The following is a 23,322-nucleotide window of genomic DNA, read 5'->3' on the forward strand; positions in this document are numbered from 1 at the left end:
CTCGCCGTCGCCCCGCCGTAGCCGCTGTCGTCACCGTCGCCGCCGTCGCCCCCGCCGCAGCCGCTGTCGTCACCGTCTTCGCTGTGGTCGCCCGCTGATGCACGAACGCGCTCGTGCGTCGCGTCGGTCGACCGCGTGTTCAGGCGTCACACCGGGCCAGCACTGTCCATCCGCCGACCAGGGCCACCGCCGCCCACGCAGTCAGGACGGGCAGCGTCGCCTCGTGCGGCAGGTACGGCACGATCCGCGGCACCACCGCCCGCAGGACCGGCGTGAGCAGGATCGGCACCCCGGCCAGCACCACCGCCGGCCACACGACTCCGCGGGTCAGCAGCGCAAGCCCCAGCCCGAACAGGCACAGCAACACGCCGCGAACCGTGAGCGTTCCCGCCGCGCCGAGCATCAGCGCGACGACCATCCGCGACACGAATATTCGCGACCGTATGGGCACCGCGCACAACGCCATGGCCGGCACGTCTCGCCCACCGAGCACGACGGCCAGCGCGACCACGACGTACACCACGAGCCCGGAATGCCATCCGGCCAGCAGCATCCATCCGCCGACGATCAGCCATCCGCCGACGATCAGCCAGACGACCGGCAGTGTCGTCAAGCGGTACAGCTCGCTGACCACATCCCTGACGACATCCCTGACGACATCTCGGGTCACGTCTTCGGGCATGTCACTGATCACGGCGCCGCACCACCAGCCATGCGCCGCCGAGTGCCACCGCGCCCCAGCCCGCGATGACGAGCGCACCGGACACGCGGCCTTCGAGGACGAGATGAATTCCGGCGCTCAGCGGTAGCAGTGTGTCGAGCGACGGCACAGCCACCTGCGTCATCGTCAGCGCCGTCAACGCGACCACGCCGAGCAGTCCGACCAGCACGCCGCGGCCGGCGAGCGCGAACGCGTACCCGATGAGCGAATAGACAACCGCGTACATCACGAACAGTGCTTGGGTGCGCAGGGTGTCCGCGGACAGCACCAGCCCGGAATTCCATTCGCGAATGGCCAGAAAGGTGAACAGCATCGAGCACAACGCGACGGCCGTGGCGAGCACCAACAGCCACAGCGCGGCCGCCGCCGTCATAGACGCGAACAAACGATGTCGCTGCGGTACTGCCAGCAGGCCCGCCCCCAGCCGCCGCGCATCACGGCCGCCGAGCAGCGCACCCAGGCCCGGCAGGAAGATGCACATCTGCAGTGAGCCGCCCGCCGTCAGCTCGATCAGCGCCGGACCGGCCGGACGACGCTCACCGACGAAAATCTCGATCGTCCCGTTCGGCGCGATCGCGTCCACGGCCGCGCGGGTCATGTCGAGCCCCTGCCACAACACCAGAACGTGCAGCGCGAGCAGCGACGCGAACCCGATCCACGCGGCCCGCGACGTGCGCAGCTTGAACACCTCGGCCCGCAGAACGCTCACCGCACATCACCCGTGAGCGCGAAGAACGCCGACTCCAGCGACCCGTGCCCGGCCGTCACCGTCGAGAGTGGACCGTCCGCCACGATCCGTCCATGATGGATGATCACCACGTCGTCGGCGGTCGCGGCCACATCCGCCATGACGTGACTGGACAACAGCACCGTGCGCCCGGCCGCGGCCGACTCCCGGGCCAGCCCGCGGACCCAGCGAATACCGTCCGGGTCCAAACCGTTCGCGGGCTCGTCGAGCACCAGCACCCCGGGGTCACCCAGCAGCGCACCCGCGATCCCGAGCCGCTGCCGCATGCCCAGGCTGAACCGCCCCGTGCGCCGCCGGCCGTGCGCGGCCAGCCCGGCGACCTCGAGGACCTCGGACACCCGGCGCCGGGGGATGCCGTTGGACAGGGCCAGCCACCGCAGATGGTCGACCGCCCGCTGCTCGGGTAGCGGCCCCACACCGTCCAGCAGCGCGCCGACCGTTCGCAGGGGATGGCGCAGCTCGCAGTACCGCCGACCGGAAACCAGCGCCGTCCCGCTGGAAGGCCGAGCCAGCCCGAGCAGTACCCGCAGCGTCGTTGACTTGCCGGCCCCGTTCGGCCCGAGCAGCCCCGTCACCCGCCCCGGCCGCGCGACGAAACTGATGCCGTCCACGACGAACTTTCGCAATCCGTTGACTTCGATCACGGGCGCAGCATCGCTTGACTCGGCTCGCGCCCGCGTCCCCCGAAAGGAGACCCGATCAGCACTCCGGCCGCCGGCCGAACCGCAGTCCGGGCGTCGATCCGACCCGCAGTCCGGGCGCCGGCTCGAGCAGGAGTTCCGCCGAATATGTGAGCCGCAGTCCGGGCGGAGAGGGCGTGGGACCGGGCGGAGGTTCAGCGCGGTTCGTGCAGGAGGCCAGCGGTGTGGGCGAGGACCGCGAGGTGGGTGCGGTCGTTGACGCCGAGTTTCGCGAACAGCCTTCGCAGATACGTTCGCACTGTTTCCAGGCTCAGGCGTAGCTCGTCCGCGATCTGCTGGTTCGACATCCCGCGGGCGACGAGCCGGACCACCTGCAGCTCGCGCGCGGACAGCACCCCGGCCGCGAACGGGTGCGGCTGCGCGGGCGGCGCGAACTGCCGGACGAGCCGCGCGGTGACCTCCGGCGCGAGGGTCGCGTGCCCGGCGTGAACGGCCCGGACCGCCTGCAGGACCTCGGCCGGGGCGGCGTTCTTGAGCAGGAAGCCGGACGCGCCGAGGGAGAGCGCCCGGTAGACGTACTCGTCGAGGTCGAACGTGGTGAGGACGATGACTCGGGTATGCGTTTCGCGAATGACTTTCTCGGCGGCGGTGAGCCCGTCCCCGCCCGGCATCTGCACGTCGAACAGCGCGACCGCGGGGTGCAGGGCCCGGATCAGGCGTACGGCGTCGACTCCGTCGGCGGCCTCGCCCGCGACTCGGAAACCTTCGGTGCGGTCGAAGAGGCGCCGGTACACCCGCCGAAACGCTGCATCGTCGTCGGCGAGGAAGACGCTTATCACGCCGGCACCCGGGCCGTGACCAGGAACTCCCCGGCTCGGGGCGCCTCCCACCGCAGCTCCCCGCCGACCAGTTCGACCCGCTCGCGCAGCCCTTCGAGCCCAACTCCGAGTCCAACGCCGAGGTCCATCCCAGCCTCGAGTCCAACGCTCAGCTCCATTCCAGCCCCGGGATCGACGGCTGGGTCGGGTCGCGTGACGCCGACGCTGTGCACGACCACCGTGCCGGACCGGACGTCCACGGTGCACTCGGCGCCGGGCATGTGCCGCAGGGCGTTGCTCAGCGACTCCTGCACGACCCGTACCACCACCGTCCCGCCCGGCTCCGGGAGGTCTCCGTCGATCGTCGCCCGCACCGTGATCCCAGCGGCGCGGCTGGCGGCGACGACGGCGAGGAGTCGTTCCCGCGCGGGTGCGACGGCCACGGGCAGGTCTCTGAGCGTCCGCACCAGCGTCTGTACCTCCCCCAGCGCGTCCCGAGCGTGCGTCTCGACATCGGCCAGGCTCCGCCGCAGCTCGTCCGGGTCGGACCCGGACACCATCCGGGCCACCCCGGCCTCGGCGGCGATCACCGCGAGCGCATGCCCGACCACATCATGCACGTCCCGGGCGACGACCGCCTGCACCCGGGCCCGCTCCTCGGTCTCGGCCGCCCGGGCCTGCCGCCCCGCCGCGGTCCCGAGCAGCCAGGCCCCGCCGAGCACGATGGCCGCGACGAGTACCCGCTGCCCGAGCGCCCGCGCGTCCTCCTCGGGCACAGCGACGGTCGCGCTGAGCACCCCGAGCCCGCACACGGCCCCGACCGCCAAACCGCGGGCCCGGTCGGCGCGCGCGGCCGCCACCGGGTAGAGGCACCAGGCCGCGGCCAGCATCGGGTCCTGTGTCACTCCGAGCACGGCACCGGCCCCCGTGGCCAGCGCCGCGACCACCACGGCCGGCACGGGCGCGAAATGGCGCAGCAGCATCGCCGCTCCCGCGACCGCGCCGAGGAAGAGTCCGGCCACCATCCGCAAGCCGCTGGCACCCACTGCGAGCGGTATCCAGAATCCGCCGACCACGACCAGCGCGGCGAAAGCGTCCAACCGAAAACGGCGCCCCATACCCGTGATCCTAAAATGGCGGCGTGACCCCACTGAAAATCGTCGAAACCCGCCCTGGAAACCATTCGCTGCTGCTGAACGCCGGCACGACCGCCGTGGACGGGGTCGTCGAGGAGTTCGGGCACGAGGCCAACGGCTACTTCTGGGAGGGCATCGCCCAGCTGCTCGTCGCCACCGAGGCCCCTGACCTCGACGGCCGCTTCAAGTACGACCCCGAGGGCGGCATGTTCGTCGCCTACGGCACGGACGTCGCCGCCCTGGAGCAGCTCGGCACCCTGCTGGCCGTGGTGGCCAACAGCCCGGCCCGCCTCCGCGAGATCATGGCCGTCGCCGCGGAGCGTGGCTTCGAGTTCGACGACTGAGAGCACCGACGAGGCGCGTTCCAGCCGTCGCCGGCGCCGCCGGGCGGCAGGACCAGGTGCAGGTCCCCGTCCATGTCGGACCGGAACCGCGGCGTTGTGATCACGATGCCTCCTGAGGCCGGCGATGCCCTACGATGAGCCGCCGAACCGGTTGCGACAGAGGAGCCCTGAACATGCCTCGGCCCAGTGCGAATGTCATGCGGTTGGCAATTTTCGTCGCCGTCGTGACCGTAGCCGACGCGGTGATCAACATTCTCGCCCGGCTACGGTTCGGGGCCAATGCGGCGGCGTGGGGCTGGGCGATCAGCGAGGACCCGCCCTACGACGGGACGAAGCAGCGGTTCGTGTTCTGCATCGCGGTGGCGGTGCTCGTGGCGCTGGTCGGCGTGGCGACGGTACCCCTGCTGCATCGGGCAAATCCGAACAGCCGTCTGGCCGTCATGTACGCGCTTCCGGCCGGCGTCGTGGTCGACCTGTTCACGGTCGTCTACAGCCCGGGCAACGTGGCCGCCAACTCCGTCGGCGAGTCCGCCGACGCCCACGCCCGCGCCGCCGACGCGTTCGACCGGCTCTTCCCGACCTGGTTCACCGGCGGCCACGCCCTGCTCGTCGTCCTGCTGGGCATCCTCGCCCTGCGCCTGATCGTGGTCCTGCGCAAACCGGAACATCGCGAGTTCTACGAGTTCGCCGCCGCCTAAGTCCGGCGACACACCCGGCCGACACCCGGCTGAAGATGGCCGGCCCGCGACTGAAGACGGTCCGCACTCGGCCGGCGACGGCCGACACTCGGGTGAAACCGGCCGACGTCCGGCTGAAGACGGCCGACACCTGGCCGGAGACGGCGGAAGAGGGCCGGTCGTCTCGCACCGACGTGTTTCAATCTGGACATGCGGGTCGACATCACCACCGCCGATGCGGACGCGGCGGACGAGCTCAACTCCCTGTTCGGCTGGCTGCAGCGGGACGAGGAGCTCACCGCGACGGCCGAGGTGTCGCGGTCCAGCCAGGAGACCGGCTACCTGGGCGCCCTCGACGTGATCAACGTGGTGCTGACCCAGGGCGTCGCCATCGCCAATTTCATCATGGTGTACCGCAATTGGCGCGACTCCCGCCAAAAGCCCCCAGCGCTCGTGTTCAAGATCGGCGGGGTCACGATCACCGCCGACGACGACTCGCCCGAGCACCTGGCGATCGTGCGGGCGGCCCTGGAACGGGCCCTGCCCGATGCTGCCGAGTCCTGAGCGCTCCAGCGCCGTTCTGGTCGGTACGGCCACGTATGCCCACCTCGACGCCCTGCCCGCGGTGGCGAGCAACCTCGAGCGGCTCCGCCGGCTGCTGACCGACCCGGGCGTGTGGGGTCTGCCGTTGGAGCGCTGTCACGTGCTGGCCGACCCTGCCTCCACCGATGACGTCCTCGAGGCGATCGGCCGGGGTGTGCGGGCGGCGAAGGAAGGTTTCGTCTTCTACTACGCCGGGCACGGCATCCCCGGACCCGACACCGACGAGCTGTTCCTGACCATCCCGCGCACCAACCCCGACCCGGTGCACGGCGCCCTGGCGATGGCCGACGTCCGCCGGGTCATCCAGAGCGGTGGCGGCCGCCTGTCCCGCGTGGTGATCCTCGACTGCTGCTGGAGCGGGCGCGCGCTGCCCGGTGCCATGAGCGCCGACACCCTGGCGGTGGGGGAGCGGCTGTGGGCCAAAGGCAGCTACATCCTGACGGCCTCGTCCGCGACCCGCCGCGCCCTCGCGCCGGAGGGTGAGCCGCACACCGCGTTCACCGCCGAACTCCTCGACGTCCTGGACCACGGCCTGCCCGACGGCTCCGACGAGCTCACGATGGCCAGCATCTACGGCCACGTCAACGCCGCCCTGGCGGCCAAGAACCGGCCGCTGCCGAAAGCCCGCGCCGACGACGCCGGCCACGCGATCGTCCTGGCCCGCAACCGCGCCGCCGTGCTCGCCCCGGCCGCCACCCCCATGAAGCCGGCCACGTCCGCCGAGCCGGGCGCCGAGCCCGTGCCGCCGGAGGACCCGGAGGACGAGCCCCTCGACGGCTTCGAGGACGCACTCGAGCTCGAGCCGAATACGTTCGCGAATCTCATGCAGGAGCTCAGAAAGTTCGGCCGCACACGGACCCGCGACCGGCTGCTGGAACGCACCGGCCGGGACCGCGACACCCAGGAGGTCGCCGGGATCGCGCACGCCCTCGACTGCGCCGGTGAAGCCGACGCCCTCACCCACCTGCTGACCGGCGGCGCCCGCCGCCCGGCCGACGAGATCGCCGCCCTGGCCGACTGCCTCGACCTGCTCGACCTCACCGAGACCGCCGACCGGCTGGCGACCCGCGTCGACGACGAACGCCGCATCGCCGCCCTCGGCCGCCAGCTCGACGACCGCCGCCGCCAGCTGCTCATCGACGCCGCCCTGACCCGCCGGGCCGGCGACCCACCGGCGATGATCAGGCTCATCGGCGCACTGTGGACGGTCGACGCGCCCGCGATCGAGCGGGCCCTGGCCCGGATCAGCACCGCGATGGCCGGCCAGGAAGCCATGGCCCTGGCCGATGCGCTGCGCCGGGCCGGGCACGATGAGCCGGCGTTCAAGCTGTACCTGGCGGCCACCGACGCCGTCCTGCAACGCCCGGCCGCCGAGGGCATCGCCCTGGCGTCCGACCTCGCCGGGGCCGGCCACCTCGACCAGGCCAACGGGCTGCTGCAGAAGATCGTCGCCAATTGCACGGACGCGACCCGCGCTACGAAAGCATTCGCGCCGTTACGGAAACTCGACCTGGCCGACGACTACCTCACGGCCCTCGCCACCCACCTCGACGACGAGCAGATCATCGCAACGGCCGCGGCCCTGCGCCGCGACGGCCACCCCGACAGCGCCATCATCCTCATGCAGCGCGCCGCCGCCGGCGGCCCCGCGGACCGCCCAGCCCGCTACTTCGCCGCGCTCTTCACCGCCGGCCGTCCCCGCGACGCCGAGGCCCTGCTGCAGGACACGATCCGCTGGTACGACGGCGCCGACCTGGCCCGCCTGGCCCGGGACGCATCGACCATCGCGCCCCCAGCGTTCGCCGCTCGGCTGGTGGCCGCGGCCGCCGAGCGCCGCCCGACCCTGGCGGCCGAGCTCGCCGCCGAGCTCACCACCGCCGTCCCGGCCGAGGCGGCACTGCGCACGATCGCGCTGGACCGGATCGCCCAGGCACCGCCCGAACGCCTCCTCGGCGCGATCCTCGACCTGCTCGGCACCGACGCGGCGCGGCAACTGCTGACCGAGGCGCTACCCAGGCTGCAGGACGCCCTCCCGGAGCTGTTCCCCGCGCCCGCACCACCGAATCCATTCCCGAATTACTTTCCTCCGACGCTGGCCTACGCCGCCGAACCACCGAAACCACCGAAGCCGGCCGAACCGTCGCCGGAGGAGCCGCCGAAGCTGAGGATCGAGGTCCAGGCGCAACCGGCCGAACGAATGTATTCGGATGATCCAGCTGCCGAACGGCTCGACCGGGACTCGCGCCTGTTCCGAGCCCTGGGCGTCCTGCTCCTCGACGTCGCCCCGGCCCGGCTGGACGCGTGGCTGGCCGCGCTCGCCCGGGTCAACTGGCCGGACCTGGCCGAGCTGCTGATCGATCGGGCCGACCCGGCCGTGCTCCACACCATCGAACGGCCGCTGCGGCTGAGCCTGGTGCAGCACGCGGCGAAACGGCGGTCCGAACAGCTGCTCGCCGCCTACGAATTCGTTGCGTCGGCCAGCACGCTCTCCCTCGCCGCCGCCTTCACGCAGGCGCTGACCGAGGTCGCGTCCATCGACGACATCGTCGCGCTCGCCGGACACATGCGTCCGGATCACCGCCAGCTGTTCCAGAACCGAGCGCCCGATTTCCGGCCCGGTCGCTTCCACATCCAAGCGCGGCTGGCGGGTTTCGGCGATCCGGTCGCGCTGGCGGTCGATGCCGTGCTGGAGGATCGCGAGCTCCTGGACACACTGCCGATGCTGCACCGCCACGAAGAGCCGGAGCGCAACTCGTGGCGCAGCGGGATGGGCCTGATCAAGTTCACCAACGCGACCATGCGCTACATACGGTTCGGCAACGAGGAGTTGAGCCTGCCGTACTGGGCGTTTCCGACCGCGCAGTTCCGGGCCCGCCACGAGACCGCCGTCGAGATTCGTTCGCAGCACGTGGCGACCGGCCCGTACCTCATGCGGTTCGACCGGCGGACCCTGACCCGGGATGCGCAGCGCGAATCGCTTTCGGAATTCATATTCGAGCTGGCCGCCCTGCTGACCGCGATCGCCGCCCTGACCAAGGCCGTGACCGAGGTCGATCCGGCCCGGCCGCCGAAGGCCGCCGATCGGACGCGTGCCGCCCGGAGTGCTCCCGGTCAGCACGCGTCACCCATCGACGCCTTCGAGGCGCTGCTGGCTCAGCGCTGCGGCAATTAAGGACTACTGCAAGAAATCGGCGTGGGTACCGTGTTGCTCCCCGTCCAGTTCGCGAGGAACCCGAACGTCGTCGTGCCGTTCGCGGGGATGGTCGCGTTGTAGGAGACGTTGCGGACGGTCACGTTGGCGCCGCTGGTGCTCTGGGTGCCGTTCCACAGCTGCGTGATGGTTTGGCCGTTCGCGAATGTCCACCGCACCGACCAGCCGTTGACCGCCGCGGTGCCGGCCCGCACGGTCACCTCGCCCTGGAAGCCGCCCGGCCACTGGCTGATCAGCTTGTACGCGGCCGTGCACGCACCGGCCGGCGGGGGCGCCGACGAGGATGAAGGGGAAGACGAGGGCGAGGCGGACGCTGACGCCGACGGCGAACGGGAGGGCGACGAGGACACCGACGCCGACGGAGAGCCGCCCGGGAGCGCGAAGGCGTAGAAGCGGGTGCTGGCGGTACCCCCGCGGGAATAGCCGTTGCCCTAGTAGAGGCGGCCGCCCACGATCGCCGGGCCCGCGTTGGAGGAGCCGGCACCCTGGTACTGCCAGAGCACCGTGCCGTTGTTCGCGTCGAGGGCGTACATCCAGTTGTTCATGGCGCCCACGTAGACGACACCATTCGCGAATGTCACCGGGCCGATCGAGCGGCCCGCGTGTGGCTCCGGCACCTGCCACAGCACCTGGCCGGTGTTGACGTCCAGCGCGCCGTACGAGCTGTAATTGATCTGCTGGCCGTTCGGGAGCTGGTACTGCACCCCGTCAGCGTCGCTCTCGGTGAAGAAGACGCGCCGGCCGTCGGTCGCGGTGCCCCACTGGATGCCGCCCTGGGTCGAGCCGGGGCCGACGGCCGCGGACCAGATGATCGCGCCGGTGGCCGCGTCGAGCATCCAGAACTCGCCGCTCTTCTGACCGGCGCCGACCGCGCGACGGGTCGTGCCGTCCGGGTTCGTGATGGTGTAGAGGTGGGTGCCGTCACCGGTGTCGTGGTCCGGGCCGGGATTGGGGCAGTTGTTGGGCGGGTTGCCGGGCAGGCACGCGAAATTCCATTCGTCGAAGCGGGGCGGGCCGGTGTTCCACTTGATGGCCCCTGTGGACAGGTCCATGGCGATGATGGAGTCCTTGGCGTTCCACGGTGGCAGGCACGACTGTGGAGTACCCCCGCCGCTTTGGCAGTTTGTCGCACTCAGGGGTATTGAATAGTTCTGTCCGGTGCCGACGAAGATGGTGTTGCTGGCCGGATCGATGCTCGGCGTTGTGCCCCACACGGAGGCGCCGCTGAAGATGTCGCCGCCCGGGCCCTGGTCGGGCAGGGTGTAGGACTTCCAGCGCTGGGCTCCGGTGGCCGCGTCGAGCGCGACGACGCTGCCGCGGAACGTGCAGCAGTCATAGCTCGTGTTGGTCGCCAGGGAGAACTCGTCGGAGGAGACGCCCTGGTAGAGCACGCCGTTGTAGAAGACGGCGCCGCCGGTGAGCACGGCCCGCGGGTGCGGGTCGGCGGCCACGTTCCAGCGCAGGTTGCCGGTCGCGGTGTCGATCGCGAGCACCCGCGCGCCGGTCTGGGTTCCAATGTAGACAGTGTCGCCGGCGACGACCGGGCTGGTGCGGGACACGACGGTGCCGGTGCCGCCGACGTACGACGAGACGGCCCGCGACCAGATCACCGCGCCGGTAGCCGCGTCGACTTTGTGCAGGTAGCCGCCCCAGTCCGGGAAATACACCGCACCGCCGGTCACCGCGGGGGTCGCCGACACGTCACCCCTCGTGGTGTACTGCCACGCGACCCCGAGCCGCCCGACGGACGCGGTGCTCAGGATCGTCTCGTTCGGGTTGGACCGGGAGTTGGAGATGTTCTGGCCACCCATGGTCCATTGTGGATCATCTGCGGCCCTCGCGGGTGCCGCCGCGAAGGCCGCCGCCGCACACACTGCCGCGGCCCCGCCGGCGATCGCGGCCCGGATCCCAGGTTTCATTCGCGCCCCCAACCGTCCATCGATTGACGCGCATCAACGTACGGTGGGTTTCGGAAGTTTCAAAGAGTTTCCGGAAACTGTCTCAATCAGCCCAGTGGAGCCGTGAAAGATTCCACCGTCGTGACCTCCGCCTGCCGCGGGAAGATCTTCTCGACCAGCACCCGGTGCACCTCCTCGTCGTTGTCGAGGCACCCGTCGGCCAGCACGGTCAGCTGGAAGTCCAGGTCGGCGGCCTGCCGCAGGGTCGACAGCACTACGCCGCTGGTCGCGATCCCGGTGAGCACCAGATGCTCGATGCCGCTGGAGCGCAGCACCATCTCGAGGTCGCTGCCGGCGAACGCGCTCACCCGTCGCTTGGTGATCGGGATGTCACCGTCCGTGGGGGCGACCTCGGGCTGGATCTGCATGGCCGCCGTCTCGGCCGCGGACACGGGCACGCCGGCCATGGCGCCGAACATCTTGTTGCGCGGGCTGACCTCGGGCCGCCCGGCCGGAACCCGACCGTCACGTAGATCACCGGCCGGCCGGCGGCACGGGCGGCGGTGATCGCCCGGCCGAGCCGGGGCAGGTAGTCGGGGTCGGGGTAGCGCTGCACGACGGCGCGCTGCACGTCCATCACCAGCAGGGCAGTGGTCACCGGAGCTCCTTGATCGCGTCGGAGAGGTAAGTCATCATGTGATTACTTGCGACCGTAGCCCACGCTGGGGTCAGGGAGGACATGGCGATGAACACACCCCGGCGGCGCGATGCGCAGGCAACCCGGCAGGCGCTGCTGGACGCAGCCGGCAAGCGCTTCACCCGGCTCGGTTACGAGCGGACCACGCTGCGTGATATCGCCGGGGATGTCGGGGTCAACCTCGCGCTGATCAAGCGGTACTTCGGGTCGAAGGAGGGCCTGCTCAAGGCCGCCCTCGCCGCGTCGCCTCGGTTCGGCGGGGACGGCTCGGCCGCCTGGGACCGGGCGGCGCTGGTGGACGCGCTCAGCCGGCATCTGTCGGCCGCGGCCTGGCCCGAGTTCGAGGAGCACCCGGTGCTCATGCTGCTGCGGGTGTCCGGCGACGCCCAGGTCGACAGCCTGCGCCGCAAAGCCCTCGAGGACTTCAGCCGGAAGGTCCTGGCCGCGACCCGCAGCAACGAATCCGCGCCCCGCACCAACGACGAATCCGCGCCCCGCGGCAACGAATCCGCGGATGCCGACCACGAAACTGCGAATACCGACCACGAATCCGCGAATGCCGACCACAAAACTGCGAATGCTGACCACGAAACTGCGGCCGGCGGCGGCGAGTTGCTGCACGCGCAGCTGGTGGTCGCGCTAGGTGTGGGTGTCGCCGTCCTGCGCTCGGCCGTCGGCCTGCAGCCGCTCTCCGAGGCGACCGCCGACGACCTGCACGCCCCGCTGACCGCGCTCGTGGCCGCGCTCCTTCCGGAAACCACGCCGAAAACGCCGTAGATCACCTACCGTGCGGAGTATGCGGACCGTAAAACTGCTGGTAACGGCCATGATCACGGCGACCGCGATCGCCGGTTGCGGCGACGAGTCCGACACGATGGACAACAATGCGAGCGTCCCGACGGTGAGCGCCGCGCCGACCGTGGTGCAGGACGCGGCGAAGAAGCTCACGGCGGCGGCCGAGAAGACCGCCACGACGACGTTTCGCTACCGGGCCGCGGACCCGTCGGCGGGCGGCACCATCGAAGGCGACACCGACCCGAAGGCCCCCGCGTCCACGGCGACGATGACCATCGATCTGGACGCCGAGAACAAACTGACGTTCCAGAGCATCGCCGCCGGCGGCGCCTTCTACCTGAAGATCAGCGGTCTCCCGTCGACCGGCGGCACCGACCTGTCGAAGTACTGGCTGAAGGCCGACCCCGCGAAGATCACCGGCTCGCTGGGCCTGCTGGACGCCAAGGACCCGATCGACGTGAAGGCCATCCTCAACCAGGCCTCCAACGTGAAGAGTGACGACGGCGCGCTGTACACGGGCACCTTGGACCTGAGCACGACGACGACCGACGGCCTGCTGTTCGACACCGACGCGGCGAAGCAGCTGGGTGACAAAGCGAAATCGGTGCCGTTCTCGGCGTCGGTCAACCCGGATGGCTATGTGAGCGGCGTGCGCATCAGCGTGCCGGCGTACGGTACCGAAGCGGCGTCGGAAAGCAGTGTCACATTGCTGGGCTTCGGCAGCCCGGTCGACGCGACAGCCCCGACCGGCACGCAGGTCATGAACATGCCGGAGCAGATGTACACGGTCCTCAACGCGCAATAGCCAGCGGCGAAACGCGCAAAGGTTCCACGGAACGTGCAAAGGTTCCACGGAACGCGCAAGCCGGCTGCGAAGCGCAAGCCGGCCGCGAAACGTGCCAGCCGGCCGCGAAGCGCAAGCCGGCCGCGAAGCGCGCAAGCCGGCGGCGAAATGTGCAAGCAGCCGCGAACCGCGCAAGGCCGGCCGCGAACGCGCAAGCCAGCTGGCGGTCAAACGTGCAAGCCGGCCGAGAAACGCGCAAGCAAGCCGGCCGCGAAACGTGCAGCAGCCGGCGGCCGCCGGAGTCGTCAGCGGTTGTGCTGGTCGCCGTGGTACAGCTCGGCGTCGATCTCGCGTTGATCCGCGGCCCGTTCCCGGTCGTCGGCGGCGCGTTCCCGGACTTCCGTGAGGCGTTCCCGTTCGTCGGCGATGCGGTCCCGTTCGTCGGCCGCGGACGCGCGGGTATCGGCTCGCTCGTCGCGGCGGTCGGCCCGGGTCTCGCGCTGGCTCAGTTCCCGGGACCAGGCCGTGAGCTCCGCCGTGCGATGCTCCGTCCGCTGGTCGCGCCGGTCAGCGGCGCTGCTGCGGTCCTCGAAGTTGCGATCGCGTTCGTCGGCCGCCGCGTCGCGTTCGTCGGCCATCGTCTCCCGCTCGCCGACGACTCGCTCCCGATCCGCCATGTGTCGCCCACCGTCCACCGAGCTGGCAGCGTTCTCGTCGCCGTCCACAACCACGCATCATAGGACGGTTCGCCAGGCCATCGGCAGCACCGGGTCCCGGCGATTTCGCAACTAGAGTGACACGGGCGCCGCCGGGCCCGGCGGAAGTCGCGCGCGCGGAACCGTTCTGGCTCCCGGTGACCGGCACGACCATCTCCCCGCAGCGGCGCGGCCGCACGCTCCGCGCCGCACGTTCCAGCTCGCGCCGCACGTTCCAGCTCGCGCCGGGCGGGGCGCCGGTCACGCCGGCGGCAGAGCGATCAGCGGGTGCCAAACAGCGTTCAGGCCGGCCCGAGTTCGCACAAAAGCTTCCAGCGGCGGGGGTAAGCGTCGTCGCCGCCCGCTCACCGCGGACAACGTCAGCCGGTCCGGCCGACCGCCTGTACCCCCGCGCCGATCGTCTCTGACGGATCACGAGCGGCCGCACCCGCGGTGAGGGCGTCGATCAGCCCGGGGAAGCGATCGTCCAACTCCTCCCGCCGCAGCTCGATCGTGTGCGTACGCCCGGTGACGACAGTGCGGGTCAGGCCGGCCTCACGCAGCGTGCGGAAGTGGTGCGTCATCGTCGACTTGTGCACGCCGAAGTCCCAGTGGGTGCCGCATTTGCCGTGCGGGTGGCCGTCAGCGAGGGTCTGCACGATGCGCAGGCGGATCGGGTCGGCGACGGCGCGCAGCACGTCGACCATCGTCACGTCGGCGATGTCCGGCATCGCGTCGTCGTCCCGGGCCATGCCTCCAGACTACTGTTGGACATCCGTCATACCAATGCCTATGTTGACCGTATGACGGATGTCCAACAGTCAGGGTCGGTTCGCTGGTCCTGGGATGCCGACGGGGTCGTCACCGTGACCCTCGACGACCCCGGCCGTACCGCCAACATGCTCAACCGGCGCCACTACGACGGTCTCGAAGCGTGCCTCGACGACCTCACCCGGCAGCGCGACCGGCTGCGCGGTGTGGTCCTCACCTCGGCCAAGCGCTCGTTCATCGCCGGCCCCGACTTCGAGCCGAGCGAGATCACCCCGGACGAGGCGGCCGGCACCTACGACCTGCTCACGCCGCTGCGCGACCAGGCCCGCCGGCTCGAAACGCTGGGCCGGCCGGTCGCCGCCGCCCTCAACGGCTCCGCGCTCGGCGGCGGGTTCGAGCTGGCCCTCGCCTGCCACTACCGGGTCGGCCCGCACGACCCGGCGGTCGTCTGGGCCCTGGCCGAGACCGGGATGGGCATCCTGCCCGCGGGCGGCGGCACGGTCCGGGCGACGCGCATGTTCGGGATCGCGGCGACGGTACTGCACATCGTCGGCCCCGGCACCGCCTACCACCCGGCCCAGGCCCTCGCGGCCGGCCTGGTCGACGAACTGGCCGACGACGTCGTAGCCGCGGCCCGATCCTGGGTCCTGGCCCAGCCGCCCGGACATTTCCAGCAACGTTGGGAACGACCCGGATATGCCATTCCCGGGGGTACTGCCGGATCGCCGGACCTGGCCCAAGAAGTCCGCCGCCGCACCGCCGGGTCGCCCGTGCGCGCCCTCGCCGCCGTGCACGACGTGGCGGTACGCAGCGCCACCGCGCCCCTCGACGAGGCCTTCGAGATCGAGACGGCGGCCTGCCGGGCGTTGCTGAGCGCCCCCGAGTTCCCGGACCTGGCCCACCTCTTCTACGCGTTACGCACGGTCGCCACGAAGCCGGCCGAGCCGCTGGCCGAGCACCCGGCCACTCGCACCGAAGCCACCTGGCGCGAGTTCCCGCAGCTCGTCGCCAACCCACTGGCCGCGGTGTTCTTCGCCCCCGACGCCCCGATCGTCGAGGTCACCGACGCCGCCCTCGTCCACCAGGTCCGCGCCAAGGGCGGCATCCCCGTCCTGCTCAACGGCGGCCACGGCTCGTTCGTGCAGACCCTGCTCGACGCCGGCCCCGACCCGGCCGCCATGGTCACCGCCGCCCGCCGCGCCCTCGCCGCCGGCCTGCGGGTCGACCCGCCCGGCGCCGACGTCGCCTCCGTCCTCGCGGCCGGCTTCCCACCCTGGACCGGCGGCGTACTGCGGGCCGCGGACGGCCAGGCCCCCATCGGTTGACGACGACGTCTGGTGCCCGGCACCCGCCGATATGTATCGTGTCGTCCACGCCGGCCCCGGTCACCGCCTGGGCCCGCAACGGGAGGACGACAATGCCGCTGCCGCGGTTCGGGCGCAGTGTGACGCTGGAGCAGGCGTACGAGCAGCAGCGCGACAACGCCTTCAACTTCCTGCGGCTGTGCTTCGCGCTGCTGGTCATGGTCGGTCACGCCGGGGTCATCGGCTGGGGCCCCGGCCACGAACCGGTGCGCATGCTCATCGACACCGGCGGCGTGGCCGTCACCGGATTCTTCGGCCTGTCGGGCTTCCTGATCTCCCGCAGCGGCCGGCGGACCGGCGCTGTCCGCTTCATCTGGCACCGGGCCCTGCGCATCTTCCCCGGATACTGGGTCTGCCTGGTCCTGACCGCGTTTCTTCTCGCCCCGCTGTTGTACTGGTACGAGCACGACACCCTCAACGACTTCCTCGACACCGGCTCCGGCCCGCTCGGCTACGTGTTCCACAACTTCCTGACCGACCAGCGCCAGCCCGACGTGGCCCGGGTGACGCACGACGCGGCGTTCGCGGGCGCCATCAACGGCTCACTGTGGACGTTGAAGACGGAGCTGACCTGCTACCTGCTCGTCCTGGGCCTGGCGATCACCACCCTGCTGCGCCGGGCCCGCTGGACCGTGCTCGTCCTCGGCGCGGTCCTGCTGGCCGTCATCGTCGCCGACACCGTGCGGGGCCCGGTGGAGCCCGGCCCGCTCGCCGACGTCCACTCGATCCACCTGCCGGTGCTCGGCTGGTACCTGCTGTTCTACCTGGTCGCGTTCGGCCTCGCGTTCGTGCTGGGCATGGCCGCCGACCTGTACCGCGCGGCCATCCCGCTCAACGACGCGCTCGGCGTGGCCGCGCTGCTGCTGGTGGCGCTGTCGCTGTGGCTGGGCTGGCCGCTGTTCGGCCCGTTCCTGGTGGCGTTCGTCTACCTGCTCCTGTGGGCCGGCATCCGACTGCCCAAGGCGCTGCGCCGCATCGGCCGCCGCAACGACTACTCCTACGGCGTCTACATCTACGCGTTCCCGATCCAGCAGGCCCTGGCCATCTTCCGCCTGCCCCGCTACGGCTGGACCCTCTACCTGCTGACGTCCGTAGCGGCGGTCCTCGCGGTCGCCGCCGGCTCCTGGCACCTGGTCGAGAAGCCGATGCTGCGCCTCAAGGACTGGACCCCCCGCCACCGGCCCACCGTCCCGGCTCAGCCCACCGTCCCGGCCCAGCCCACCGTCCCGGCCCAGCGCGACGGCGACGAGCCGGTGGCGTCACCGCCGGCGGGTGCGCCCGTTTAAAGCCCGCCGCCCGACCGCCGGTCCGTCAGAATACGGGTATGTCGCGGCCTCCGAACCCCACGCCGGCGCCGGACGATCCCACCTACCTGCACAACCTGTCGATCGCGCTCCGGACCCGCTTCACCGGCCCGAACGCCGCCATCAAAGACATCGACGAAGCCGTCAGGTGCGCCAAGAGCGCGCTGGCCGTGGCGCCCGAGGCGTATGAACACCGGGACGCCCTGTGGTCCAACCTCGGGCGCTGCCTGTTCGCCCGGCACGGCCGCACCGGCGATCCGCAGGACCTCGACGACCAGATCGAGGCGTTCCGGCAGTCCCTGGCGGCGACCCCGCCCGGTGCGGTGGCTCCGGTCTACCGCCACTTCCTGCTGTGGAAAGCGCTGCGGCAGCGGCACGATCGGAGCCGCGCCCTCGGCGATCTGCGCGGCGCGGTCGAGGCGGGCCGGCACGTGGTCGCCGGCATCGACGATCCGGCGCTGCGGCTGCGGCACCTGGCGGATCTCGGCGACGACCTGCGTGACCTCGCCCGGTGGACGCACGCGGACGCGGACATCGCGGCGGCCCTTTCGGCGGCCGACGAGGTCGTCGAGGCCTGCCCCGACGGCGATCCCCGGCGGGCCATGGCGTTGTCGCGGCGCGGCCTGGCGCTGCGGGTCAGGTATCGGCGCGACGGCCGGCTGGCCGACCTCGACGACGCGGTCCGGGATCAGCGCGGCGCGCTCGCCGGCGCCGAACCCGGCGACCCCGACCTCGACACCTACGTCGATCGGCTGGCGACCGCCCTGGCCGACCGGTTCGACCGCACCGGCGACCTCGCCGACGTCTCGGAGGCCATCGACCGCCGGCGGCGGATGGTCGAAGCGGAGACGAGCGACGACACCGCCAACGCGCACAACCTGGCGACCGCCCTCTACGCCAGGTACAAGCACACCGGCGCCGTGGCCGACCTGGACGACGCCGTCACCACCGTGCGCGGGGCACTGGGCCGTTCGAGTGGCCGCGGTTCGTCGCACGGCTCGCTGCTGGCCTGTCTGGCGGCCTTCACCCACGCACGGTTCGACCTCGTCGGCGACGTCGACCTGCTATGGCAGGCGCTGGCATACGCGCGCGAGGCCGCCGCCGCCACGCCCGTCGGCGCGCCGGAACGGGGCGCCAGACTGTCGGCGCTGTCCAACTCCCTGACGATGGTGTCCGGGCCGGAGGCCGACATCGCGCTGGCGGACGAGGCGGTCGGCGTGGCCCGGGAAGCGGTGCGGTCCGTCCCGCCCGGCCACCCGGACCATGCGTCGGTGTTGCTGAACCTCGGCCACGCGCTGATGGTGCGGGCCGAGGTCGCCGGCGATCAGGCGGACCTGCCAGAAGCTGCGGGGGTACTGCGAGCCGCCGCCGACTTTCGCGGTGCCAAGCCCACGACCCGGATGCGCGCCGCGTTGTCACGGGCGGCATGGAACGTCTCACGGGCCACCCGAGTGCCGCGGCGGAGGCGTTCACCGCCGTGAACGACCTGCTGCCGGTGCTCGCGTGGCGCGGGCTGGACCGCGTGGTCCGCGAGGAGAATCTCGTGCGCCACGCCGCCGTGGCCCGGGAGGCGGCCGCGTCGGCGATCACCGCGGGCCGGCTCGAACTCGCCGTCGAACTGCTGGAGCGGGGCCGGGCGCTGATCTGGGGGCAGAGCCTGCACATCCGGTCGGACCTGACCGCCCTGCACGAGGTCGCACCGGGCCTCGCCGGCCGGATGCGGGAGGTCCGGGCGCTGCTCGCCGATCTCGACAACCGGCCGGCGGGCGATGCCGGGGCGGCCGACCGCGAGGCCGCGGGACAGCGCTACCGGCGGCTGGCCGAGGAGTGGGAGGACCTGCTGGACCGGGCGCGCTCCATCGAAGGCTTCGCGGACCTCCTCGTACCGGCGCCGTTCGCCCGGCTGCGGGAGGCCGCACGGGGCGGGCCGGTCATCGTCGTCAACGTCGCACCACGGCGATGTGACGCGCTGATCGTGACCATCGACGGGGTACGCGTCGTGCCGCTGCCGGACCTGACGGTGGCCGAGGCCGAGCGCATGGCCGCCGCGTTCCTGCACCCCACGCTCGGGACGGCCAGAGCGCCGCGGGACCTCGCACCCCACGACCGCCCGCCGGGGCCGTCGACGCCGTCGGTGTTGTCGTGGCTGTGGCACGCGGTGGCCCGGCCGGTGCTCGACGCGCTCGGCTACGGCGCGCCACCCGCCGACCTGCACCGGTGGCCGCGGGTCTGGTGGTGCCCCACGGGGCCGCTGTCGGCCCTGCCGCTGCACGCCGCCGGCAGCTACCCGGCATCGGCTTCGGACGCCGCCCCGGGCGCCGTGCCCGACCGGGTGATCTCGTCCTACACGCCCACGCTGGACGCGCTGCTGCGCGCCCGGGCGCCGCGCCGGACGCCGGGTCCGGGGCACGGCCGGCTGCTGAGCGTCGGCATGGCCACCACCCCCGCGACCGCCGACCGGCCGATGCTGCCAGCGCTGCCGGCAGTACCACTGGAATTGGCGCGTATCGCGTCGCACTGGGAATCCACCACGCTGCTGTCGCCACCGCTCGCGCCCGCAGGTGGCGCGCCGGCCACCCGTCAGGCGCTGCTCGACGCCCTCGGGAACCACGGCTCCGTCCATCTGGCCTGCCACGGCGTCCAGGACCACACCCGACCGGCCGCGAGTGCCGTGCACGTCGCCGACGGGGCGGTGACCGCGCTGGAACTGGCGAGTCTCACGCTGCCCGGCGCGCAGCTCGCGTTCCTGTCGGCGTGTGCCACCGCCACCGGCACGTCGCGGCTTCCGGACGAGGCGATCCACATGTCGGCCGCGCTGCAGGTGGCGGGCTTCCGACAGATCGTCGCGACGCTGTGGCCGGTCCGCGACGATCTCGCGCCCGAACTCGCCGACGCCTTCTACGCGTATCTGACCCGGCACGGCGTCCCACGCCCGCACGACGCGCCCGTGGCGTTGCACCACGCCGTCACCCAGCTCCGCCGCCGCCACCCCGACCCGGGCCTGTGGGCGCCGTACATCCACGTAGGACCGTAGCCGGCGCCGCGCCGCCGTCACGGTGTGTGCACCGGCGGCGACGAAAGGTCGCGATCGGCGGCGGTTCAGGGGCGGTGGCTCGGGGAAAACCCCGGTGCGGGACCGGCTGCTCGGATGATGATTGGCACCCCCGTGCCGTGACACGATGCCGCAACGACATCGACGGGGGGAACGACGAATGGGGCTGTCGCGGCGACAAATACTCGGGGGAGCGGGGCTGACGGTGGCCGGGATGGCCGTCGGGGCGGTCGGCGCACCATACGCGCGGCACGCCTTCGGCCTGGACCAGCCGCCGCTGGCCGGGGGCTACGCGTCGGCCGCCGACGTGCTGACCGACGCGAACTCGCCGAGCACGACCATCACCTACCACGTGCGCACCGAAGCCTCGGTCGTCGCGTTCACCTTCGACGACGGCCCGGCGCCGAACTGGACGCCGATGGTGCTCGACGCCCTCGACGCGTGGGACGTGCCGGCGACGTTCTTCATGGTCGGGCGCAACCTCAGCCAGCACGCCGCCGTCGTGCGTGGCCGCCTCGACCGCCACGAGATCGGCAACCACACCTGGTCCCACGCCGACCTCGCCACCCTCGACCTCAACCACGCCGTCGAGGAGATCAACCGCAGCGCCGAGACCATCCACAACGTCACCGGCCGCACCCCGACCCTGCTCCGCCCGCCGTACGGCCACCTGGGCGGCTCGACCATCCTCGCCGCGGACAAGCTCGGCTACCGGCTCGTGCTGTGGTCGCAGCAGATGCGCGAGGCGCAGTACGAGAAGAACCCACAGGCCCAGGTGAGCGACATCGTCGACTCCGTCCGCCCGGGCTCGATCGTGCTGGCCCACGACGTCGGCGACCAGCGCCGCCTCGTCGCGCTGCGCCACCTCGGCGAGATGTTCTCCGGCCTGCGCGCCCGCGGCTACCGCTTCGTGACGGTGTCGGAGCTGCTGGCCCTCGGCGATGAGACCGCCGCCCAGCGCCCCTGACGGACCGGGCCGGGCGGCGGCTCAGGCCCCGCGGAGCAGGGTGTTGTCCTCGTCGACCGGCCCGAGGTAGTCCTCCGGGCCGGCGAAGATGAGCAGTGTGCCGAAGTCCTTGCTCTTGTGGGTCACGACATAGGTTTCCTTGGCCGCACCGATCGTCACGTCGACGCCGATGCCCGTGCCCGCGGCCGGGAACTCCCGCAGCGCCCACGTCCGGCCGCGCAGTGCCCGCCGGTAGTCGTCCCGGTGCTGGTCGAGGTACGTCCTGACCCGCTGCCGCAAGGGAGCCTGGCCGTCCGTGATGCCGCCGCTGTCGTGCCAGTAGGCGACGGCGCGGTCCACGTCACCGTCCTGGAGCGCGTGGAGGTAGGCGTCGACGACGCCCGGCGCGGTGGTCGGCGTCGGCGGGGAACGGCGGGAGAGGAGGAACGCGGTCAGGCCGGCGCCGGCCAGGACCAGGCCGAGCAGTCCCGCCAGGATGTAGACGACGGTTCGGCGCTGGAACATGCGACCAGCGTATCGAAATCGGGCAATGCGGGCGACCCGGTGGGTCGTGCTCGTCCTGCGATGCAACTCCCGGGGCGGTTCGAGACTCGTGCCGGTATGCGAATGCTGACGGGGATCTCATGCGTGCTGCTGCTGCTGGCCGGCTGCGCGTCGACGACCGGCGAGGCCGGCCCGAGCCCGGCGCCGGCCAGGACGACACGGGCAGCCGCGCCGAGCCCGACCCACGGACTGTGCGGCGACGCGGCGCTCGACGACAAGCAGGTGACGTTCCCCGGGCCGACCGGGGCGTTCCTCGCCGGCTACGTCCTCGGCACGGGCGAGGTGACGCTCGTGCTCGCCCCGCAGGCCGGCGCGACCGGCTGTTCGTGGCTGGCATGGGCGAAGGAGCAGGCGGCGGCCGGCTACCGGGTGCTGGCCTTCGACTTCAACAGCGAGGGCCGCTCCCGGCGCGCCGAGACCGGCCGCAACTCCGGCGACGTCGCCGCGGCGACGGCCTACGCCCGCACCGGCGGCTCCGGCCGGGTGGTGCTCATCGGCGCCTCCCGCGGCGCCACGGCGACCCTGGTCGCGGCGGCCGCCCTGACCGAGCCGCCGGTCGCCGTGATCAGCCTGTCCGCCCCCGGCACCTACGGCGGCGAGGACGCCCGCCAGGCCGTGCCCAAGCTGACCGCGCCCGTCCTCTACGTCGCGGCCAAGGACGACAGCGAGTTCGCCGCCGCGGCCCAGGCGATGTACGACGCCACCCCGCCCCCGGCCCGCCGCCTGGCCGTGGTCGAGGGTTCACTGCACGGCACGGGCCTGCTCACCGTCGCCGCCCCGGGCGCGGCCGACGCGACCAGGGCCGTCACCGACTTCCTGCACACGGCGGCCCCGCCGAAATAGCCGTCAGGCGGCCGCGGCGACGATGCCCTTGACCCCGGCCCGGATCGAGTCGGGCGTGGTCGCGTCGACGACGCTGACCACCGTGCCCTTGGGGTCGCCGCCGACGGCCACGTGCGTGATGCCCGGGAAGCTCGTCAATCCCTCCGCCATGGCCGCGACGGGCACGCCTCCGGCCGCGACGATGACGGTGCAGTGCTGGACGCCGAGGGTGTTGTAGTAGGTGACGCCGTTCGCGGTGGTCTGCGGGCCGGTGATGGCCAGGTGCTGCACCTTGATGAGGCTGGCGACGGAGGCTTCCTGCATGCCGGCCCAGGCGGCCTTGGCCAGGTCGCCGGTGAGGTCCTTGTCGTCGGTGAGCAGACAGGCGGTGGTCGCCTTGTACTGCCGTTCGCGCGGCGGTGTCGGCGGGTCGGGCCAGGCGAGCCAGGTGATGAGCAGGCCGAGCACGACAACGGCGGCACCGCCACCGATGAGGAGCCGACGGCGGTTCAGGGTACGCAGCATCGCCGTCCTCCCCATGTGATCACGGCACGCGGCTCGCACAGTAGCGGTCTCCGGCCAACGGCGGAAGCCATTGATGGTCGGAATTCGCTCCATCCGTGATCGTCTTGCCGGAGGTGATCATCGACCGGAAGACTGCGTTCGCTGTCGATGTCCCATGGGGGAGGCTGCGATGCGCGGTTGTTCGGTGTCGCCTGTATCGCTGCCGG

At 71.9% G+C, this 23,322-nt stretch carries 25 protein-coding genes; 13 read left to right on the forward strand and 12 right to left on the reverse strand.

Annotated features, from left to right (window positions below):
• Positions 1-139 precede the first annotated feature (139 nt).
• The 5 genes from ACIA8L_RS51560 to ACIA8L_RS51580 form a co-directional block, all read right to left on the reverse strand.
• A complete protein-coding gene (locus tag ACIA8L_RS51560; RefSeq protein ID WP_395916903.1) occupies positions 140-694 on the reverse strand; it encodes a hypothetical protein in 555 nt (184 codons plus the stop codon).
• Positions 684-1,430, reverse strand: coding sequence for a hypothetical protein (locus ACIA8L_RS51565; protein ID WP_395916905.1), 747 nt, complete (start codon positions 1,428-1,430; stop codon positions 684-686). The genes ACIA8L_RS51560 and ACIA8L_RS51565 overlap by 11 nt, the downstream gene beginning before the upstream one ends.
• Positions 1,427-2,113, reverse strand: a complete 687-nt coding sequence (locus tag ACIA8L_RS51570) for an ABC transporter ATP-binding protein (RefSeq protein ID WP_395916907.1) — start codon at positions 2,111-2,113, stop codon at positions 1,427-1,429. Before ACIA8L_RS51570 ends, ACIA8L_RS51565 begins: the two co-directional genes overlap by 4 nt.
• 191 nt (positions 2,114-2,304) lie before the next feature.
• On the reverse strand, positions 2,305-2,949 hold the full coding sequence (locus ACIA8L_RS51575) for a response regulator (protein ID WP_395916909.1): 645 nt from the start codon (positions 2,947-2,949) through the stop codon (positions 2,305-2,307).
• Entirely contained in the window at positions 2,946-4,046 is a 1,101-nt protein-coding gene (locus tag ACIA8L_RS51580) for a sensor histidine kinase (protein ID WP_395916911.1), read from the reverse strand. Before ACIA8L_RS51580 ends, ACIA8L_RS51575 begins: the two co-directional genes overlap by 4 nt.
• Before the next feature lie 23 nt (positions 4,047-4,069).
• On the opposite strand from ACIA8L_RS51580, the gene ACIA8L_RS51585 reads away from it, so the two are divergent.
• The 4 genes from ACIA8L_RS51585 (at position 4,070) to ACIA8L_RS51600 (ending at position 8,860) form a co-directional block, all read left to right on the forward strand.
• Positions 4,070-4,408, forward strand: a complete 339-nt coding sequence (locus ACIA8L_RS51585) for an Imm51 family immunity protein (RefSeq protein WP_395916913.1) — start codon at positions 4,070-4,072, stop codon at positions 4,406-4,408.
• A 224-nt stretch (positions 4,409-4,632) separates the two neighbouring features.
• Complete coding sequence (locus ACIA8L_RS51590; protein WP_395916915.1) at positions 4,633-5,106, forward strand: hypothetical protein; 474 nt, start codon at positions 4,633-4,635, stop codon at positions 5,104-5,106.
• A 189-nt stretch (positions 5,107-5,295) separates the two neighbouring features.
• Positions 5,296-5,649: a hypothetical protein gene (locus ACIA8L_RS51595; protein ID WP_395916917.1), complete on the forward strand. Its 354-nt coding sequence runs from the start codon at positions 5,296-5,298 to the stop codon at positions 5,647-5,649.
• On the forward strand, positions 5,633-8,860 hold the full coding sequence (locus tag ACIA8L_RS51600) for a caspase family protein (RefSeq protein ID WP_395916918.1): 3,228 nt from the start codon (positions 5,633-5,635) through the stop codon (positions 8,858-8,860). The genes ACIA8L_RS51595 and ACIA8L_RS51600 overlap by 17 nt, the downstream gene beginning before the upstream one ends.
• Here the strand turns inward: ACIA8L_RS51600 and ACIA8L_RS51605 are convergent.
• A complete protein-coding gene (locus tag ACIA8L_RS51605; protein WP_395916920.1) occupies positions 8,857-9,099 on the reverse strand; it encodes a cellulose binding domain-containing protein in 243 nt (80 codons plus the stop codon). The genes ACIA8L_RS51600 and ACIA8L_RS51605 overlap by 4 nt on opposite strands.
• Here ACIA8L_RS51605 and ACIA8L_RS51610 point away from each other — a divergent pair.
• A complete protein-coding gene (locus ACIA8L_RS51610; RefSeq protein WP_395917058.1) occupies positions 9,068-9,289 on the forward strand; it encodes a hypothetical protein in 222 nt (73 codons plus the stop codon). The genes ACIA8L_RS51605 and ACIA8L_RS51610 overlap by 32 nt on opposite strands.
• A gap of 41 nt (positions 9,290-9,330) precedes the next feature.
• Here ACIA8L_RS51610 and ACIA8L_RS51615 read toward each other — a convergent pair whose 3' ends face one another.
• Together ACIA8L_RS51615 and ACIA8L_RS51620 are read right to left on the reverse strand one after the other, a co-directional pair.
• Positions 9,331-10,710: a PQQ-binding-like beta-propeller repeat protein gene (locus tag ACIA8L_RS51615; protein WP_395916922.1), complete on the reverse strand. Its 1,380-nt coding sequence runs from the start codon at positions 10,708-10,710 to the stop codon at positions 9,331-9,333.
• Positions 10,711-10,904: 194 nt separating this feature from the next.
• Positions 10,905-11,264, reverse strand: coding sequence for a cysteine hydrolase family protein (locus ACIA8L_RS51620; RefSeq protein ID WP_395916924.1), 360 nt, complete (start codon positions 11,262-11,264; stop codon positions 10,905-10,907).
• 278 nt (positions 11,265-11,542) lie between these two features.
• Between ACIA8L_RS51620 and ACIA8L_RS51625 the strand changes: the two genes are divergently transcribed.
• Together ACIA8L_RS51625 and ACIA8L_RS51630 are read left to right on the forward strand one after the other, a co-directional pair.
• Entirely contained in the window at positions 11,543-12,271 is a 729-nt protein-coding gene (locus ACIA8L_RS51625) for a TetR family transcriptional regulator (RefSeq protein ID WP_395916926.1), read from the forward strand.
• A gap of 19 nt (positions 12,272-12,290) precedes the next feature.
• A complete protein-coding gene (locus ACIA8L_RS51630) occupies positions 12,291-13,094 on the forward strand; it encodes a hypothetical protein (RefSeq protein WP_395916928.1) in 804 nt (267 codons plus the stop codon).
• A 284-nt stretch (positions 13,095-13,378) separates the two neighbouring features.
• Here the strand turns inward: ACIA8L_RS51630 and ACIA8L_RS51635 are convergent, their stop codons facing one another.
• The gene (locus tag ACIA8L_RS51635) at positions 13,379-13,750 is read right to left on the reverse strand and encodes a hypothetical protein (RefSeq protein ID WP_395916930.1); all 372 of its coding nucleotides are present in this window, start codon (positions 13,748-13,750) and stop codon (positions 13,379-13,381) included.
• 398 nt (positions 13,751-14,148) lie between these two features.
• On the reverse strand, positions 14,149-14,520 hold the full coding sequence (locus tag ACIA8L_RS51640) for an ArsR/SmtB family transcription factor (RefSeq protein WP_395916932.1): 372 nt from the start codon (positions 14,518-14,520) through the stop codon (positions 14,149-14,151).
• 51 nt (positions 14,521-14,571) lie between these two features.
• On the opposite strand from ACIA8L_RS51640, the gene ACIA8L_RS51645 reads away from it, so the two are divergent.
• The 5 genes from ACIA8L_RS51645 (at position 14,572) to ACIA8L_RS51665 (ending at position 21,226) form a co-directional block, all read left to right on the forward strand.
• Positions 14,572-15,864 (forward strand): enoyl-CoA hydratase/isomerase family protein, encoded by a 1,293-nt coding sequence (locus ACIA8L_RS51645; RefSeq protein ID WP_395916933.1) that lies wholly within the window; start codon positions 14,572-14,574, stop codon positions 15,862-15,864.
• Between the two features lie 38 nt (positions 15,865-15,902).
• Positions 15,903-17,189 carry an acyltransferase family protein gene (locus ACIA8L_RS51650; RefSeq protein ID WP_395916934.1) on the forward strand — a complete coding sequence of 429 codons (1,287 nt, stop codon included), beginning with the start codon at positions 15,903-15,905 and terminating at the stop codon, positions 17,187-17,189.
• Positions 17,190-17,227: 38 nt separating this feature from the next.
• The gene (locus ACIA8L_RS51655; protein WP_395916936.1) at positions 17,228-18,688 is read left to right on the forward strand and encodes a tetratricopeptide repeat protein; all 1,461 of its coding nucleotides are present in this window, start codon (positions 17,228-17,230) and stop codon (positions 18,686-18,688) included.
• Positions 18,634-20,241 (forward strand): CHAT domain-containing protein, encoded by a 1,608-nt coding sequence (locus ACIA8L_RS51660; RefSeq protein WP_395916938.1) that lies wholly within the window; start codon positions 18,634-18,636, stop codon positions 20,239-20,241. The genes ACIA8L_RS51655 and ACIA8L_RS51660 overlap by 55 nt, the downstream gene beginning before the upstream one ends.
• Before the next feature lie 232 nt (positions 20,242-20,473).
• Complete coding sequence (locus ACIA8L_RS51665; protein WP_395916940.1) at positions 20,474-21,226, forward strand: polysaccharide deacetylase family protein; 753 nt, start codon at positions 20,474-20,476, stop codon at positions 21,224-21,226.
• A gap of 21 nt (positions 21,227-21,247) precedes the next feature.
• Here ACIA8L_RS51665 and ACIA8L_RS51670 read toward each other — a convergent pair whose 3' ends face one another.
• Positions 21,248-21,730 (reverse strand): hypothetical protein, encoded by a 483-nt coding sequence (locus ACIA8L_RS51670; protein ID WP_395916942.1) that lies wholly within the window; start codon positions 21,728-21,730, stop codon positions 21,248-21,250.
• Positions 21,731-21,853: 123 nt separating this feature from the next.
• On the opposite strand from ACIA8L_RS51670, the gene ACIA8L_RS51675 reads away from it, so the two are divergent.
• Entirely contained in the window at positions 21,854-22,612 is a 759-nt protein-coding gene (locus tag ACIA8L_RS51675; protein ID WP_395916943.1) for an alpha/beta hydrolase, read from the forward strand.
• A gap of 3 nt (positions 22,613-22,615) precedes the next feature.
• Here the strand turns inward: ACIA8L_RS51675 and ACIA8L_RS51680 are convergent, their stop codons facing one another.
• On the reverse strand, positions 22,616-23,116 hold the full coding sequence (locus ACIA8L_RS51680; protein ID WP_395916945.1) for a hypothetical protein: 501 nt from the start codon (positions 23,114-23,116) through the stop codon (positions 22,616-22,618).
• Positions 23,117-23,322 lie beyond the last annotated feature (206 nt).

The sequence above is a fragment of the Dactylosporangium sp. NPDC051541 genome (assembly GCF_044454505.1).
Taxonomy (GTDB): Bacteria; Actinomycetota; Actinomycetes; order Mycobacteriales; family Micromonosporaceae; genus Dactylosporangium.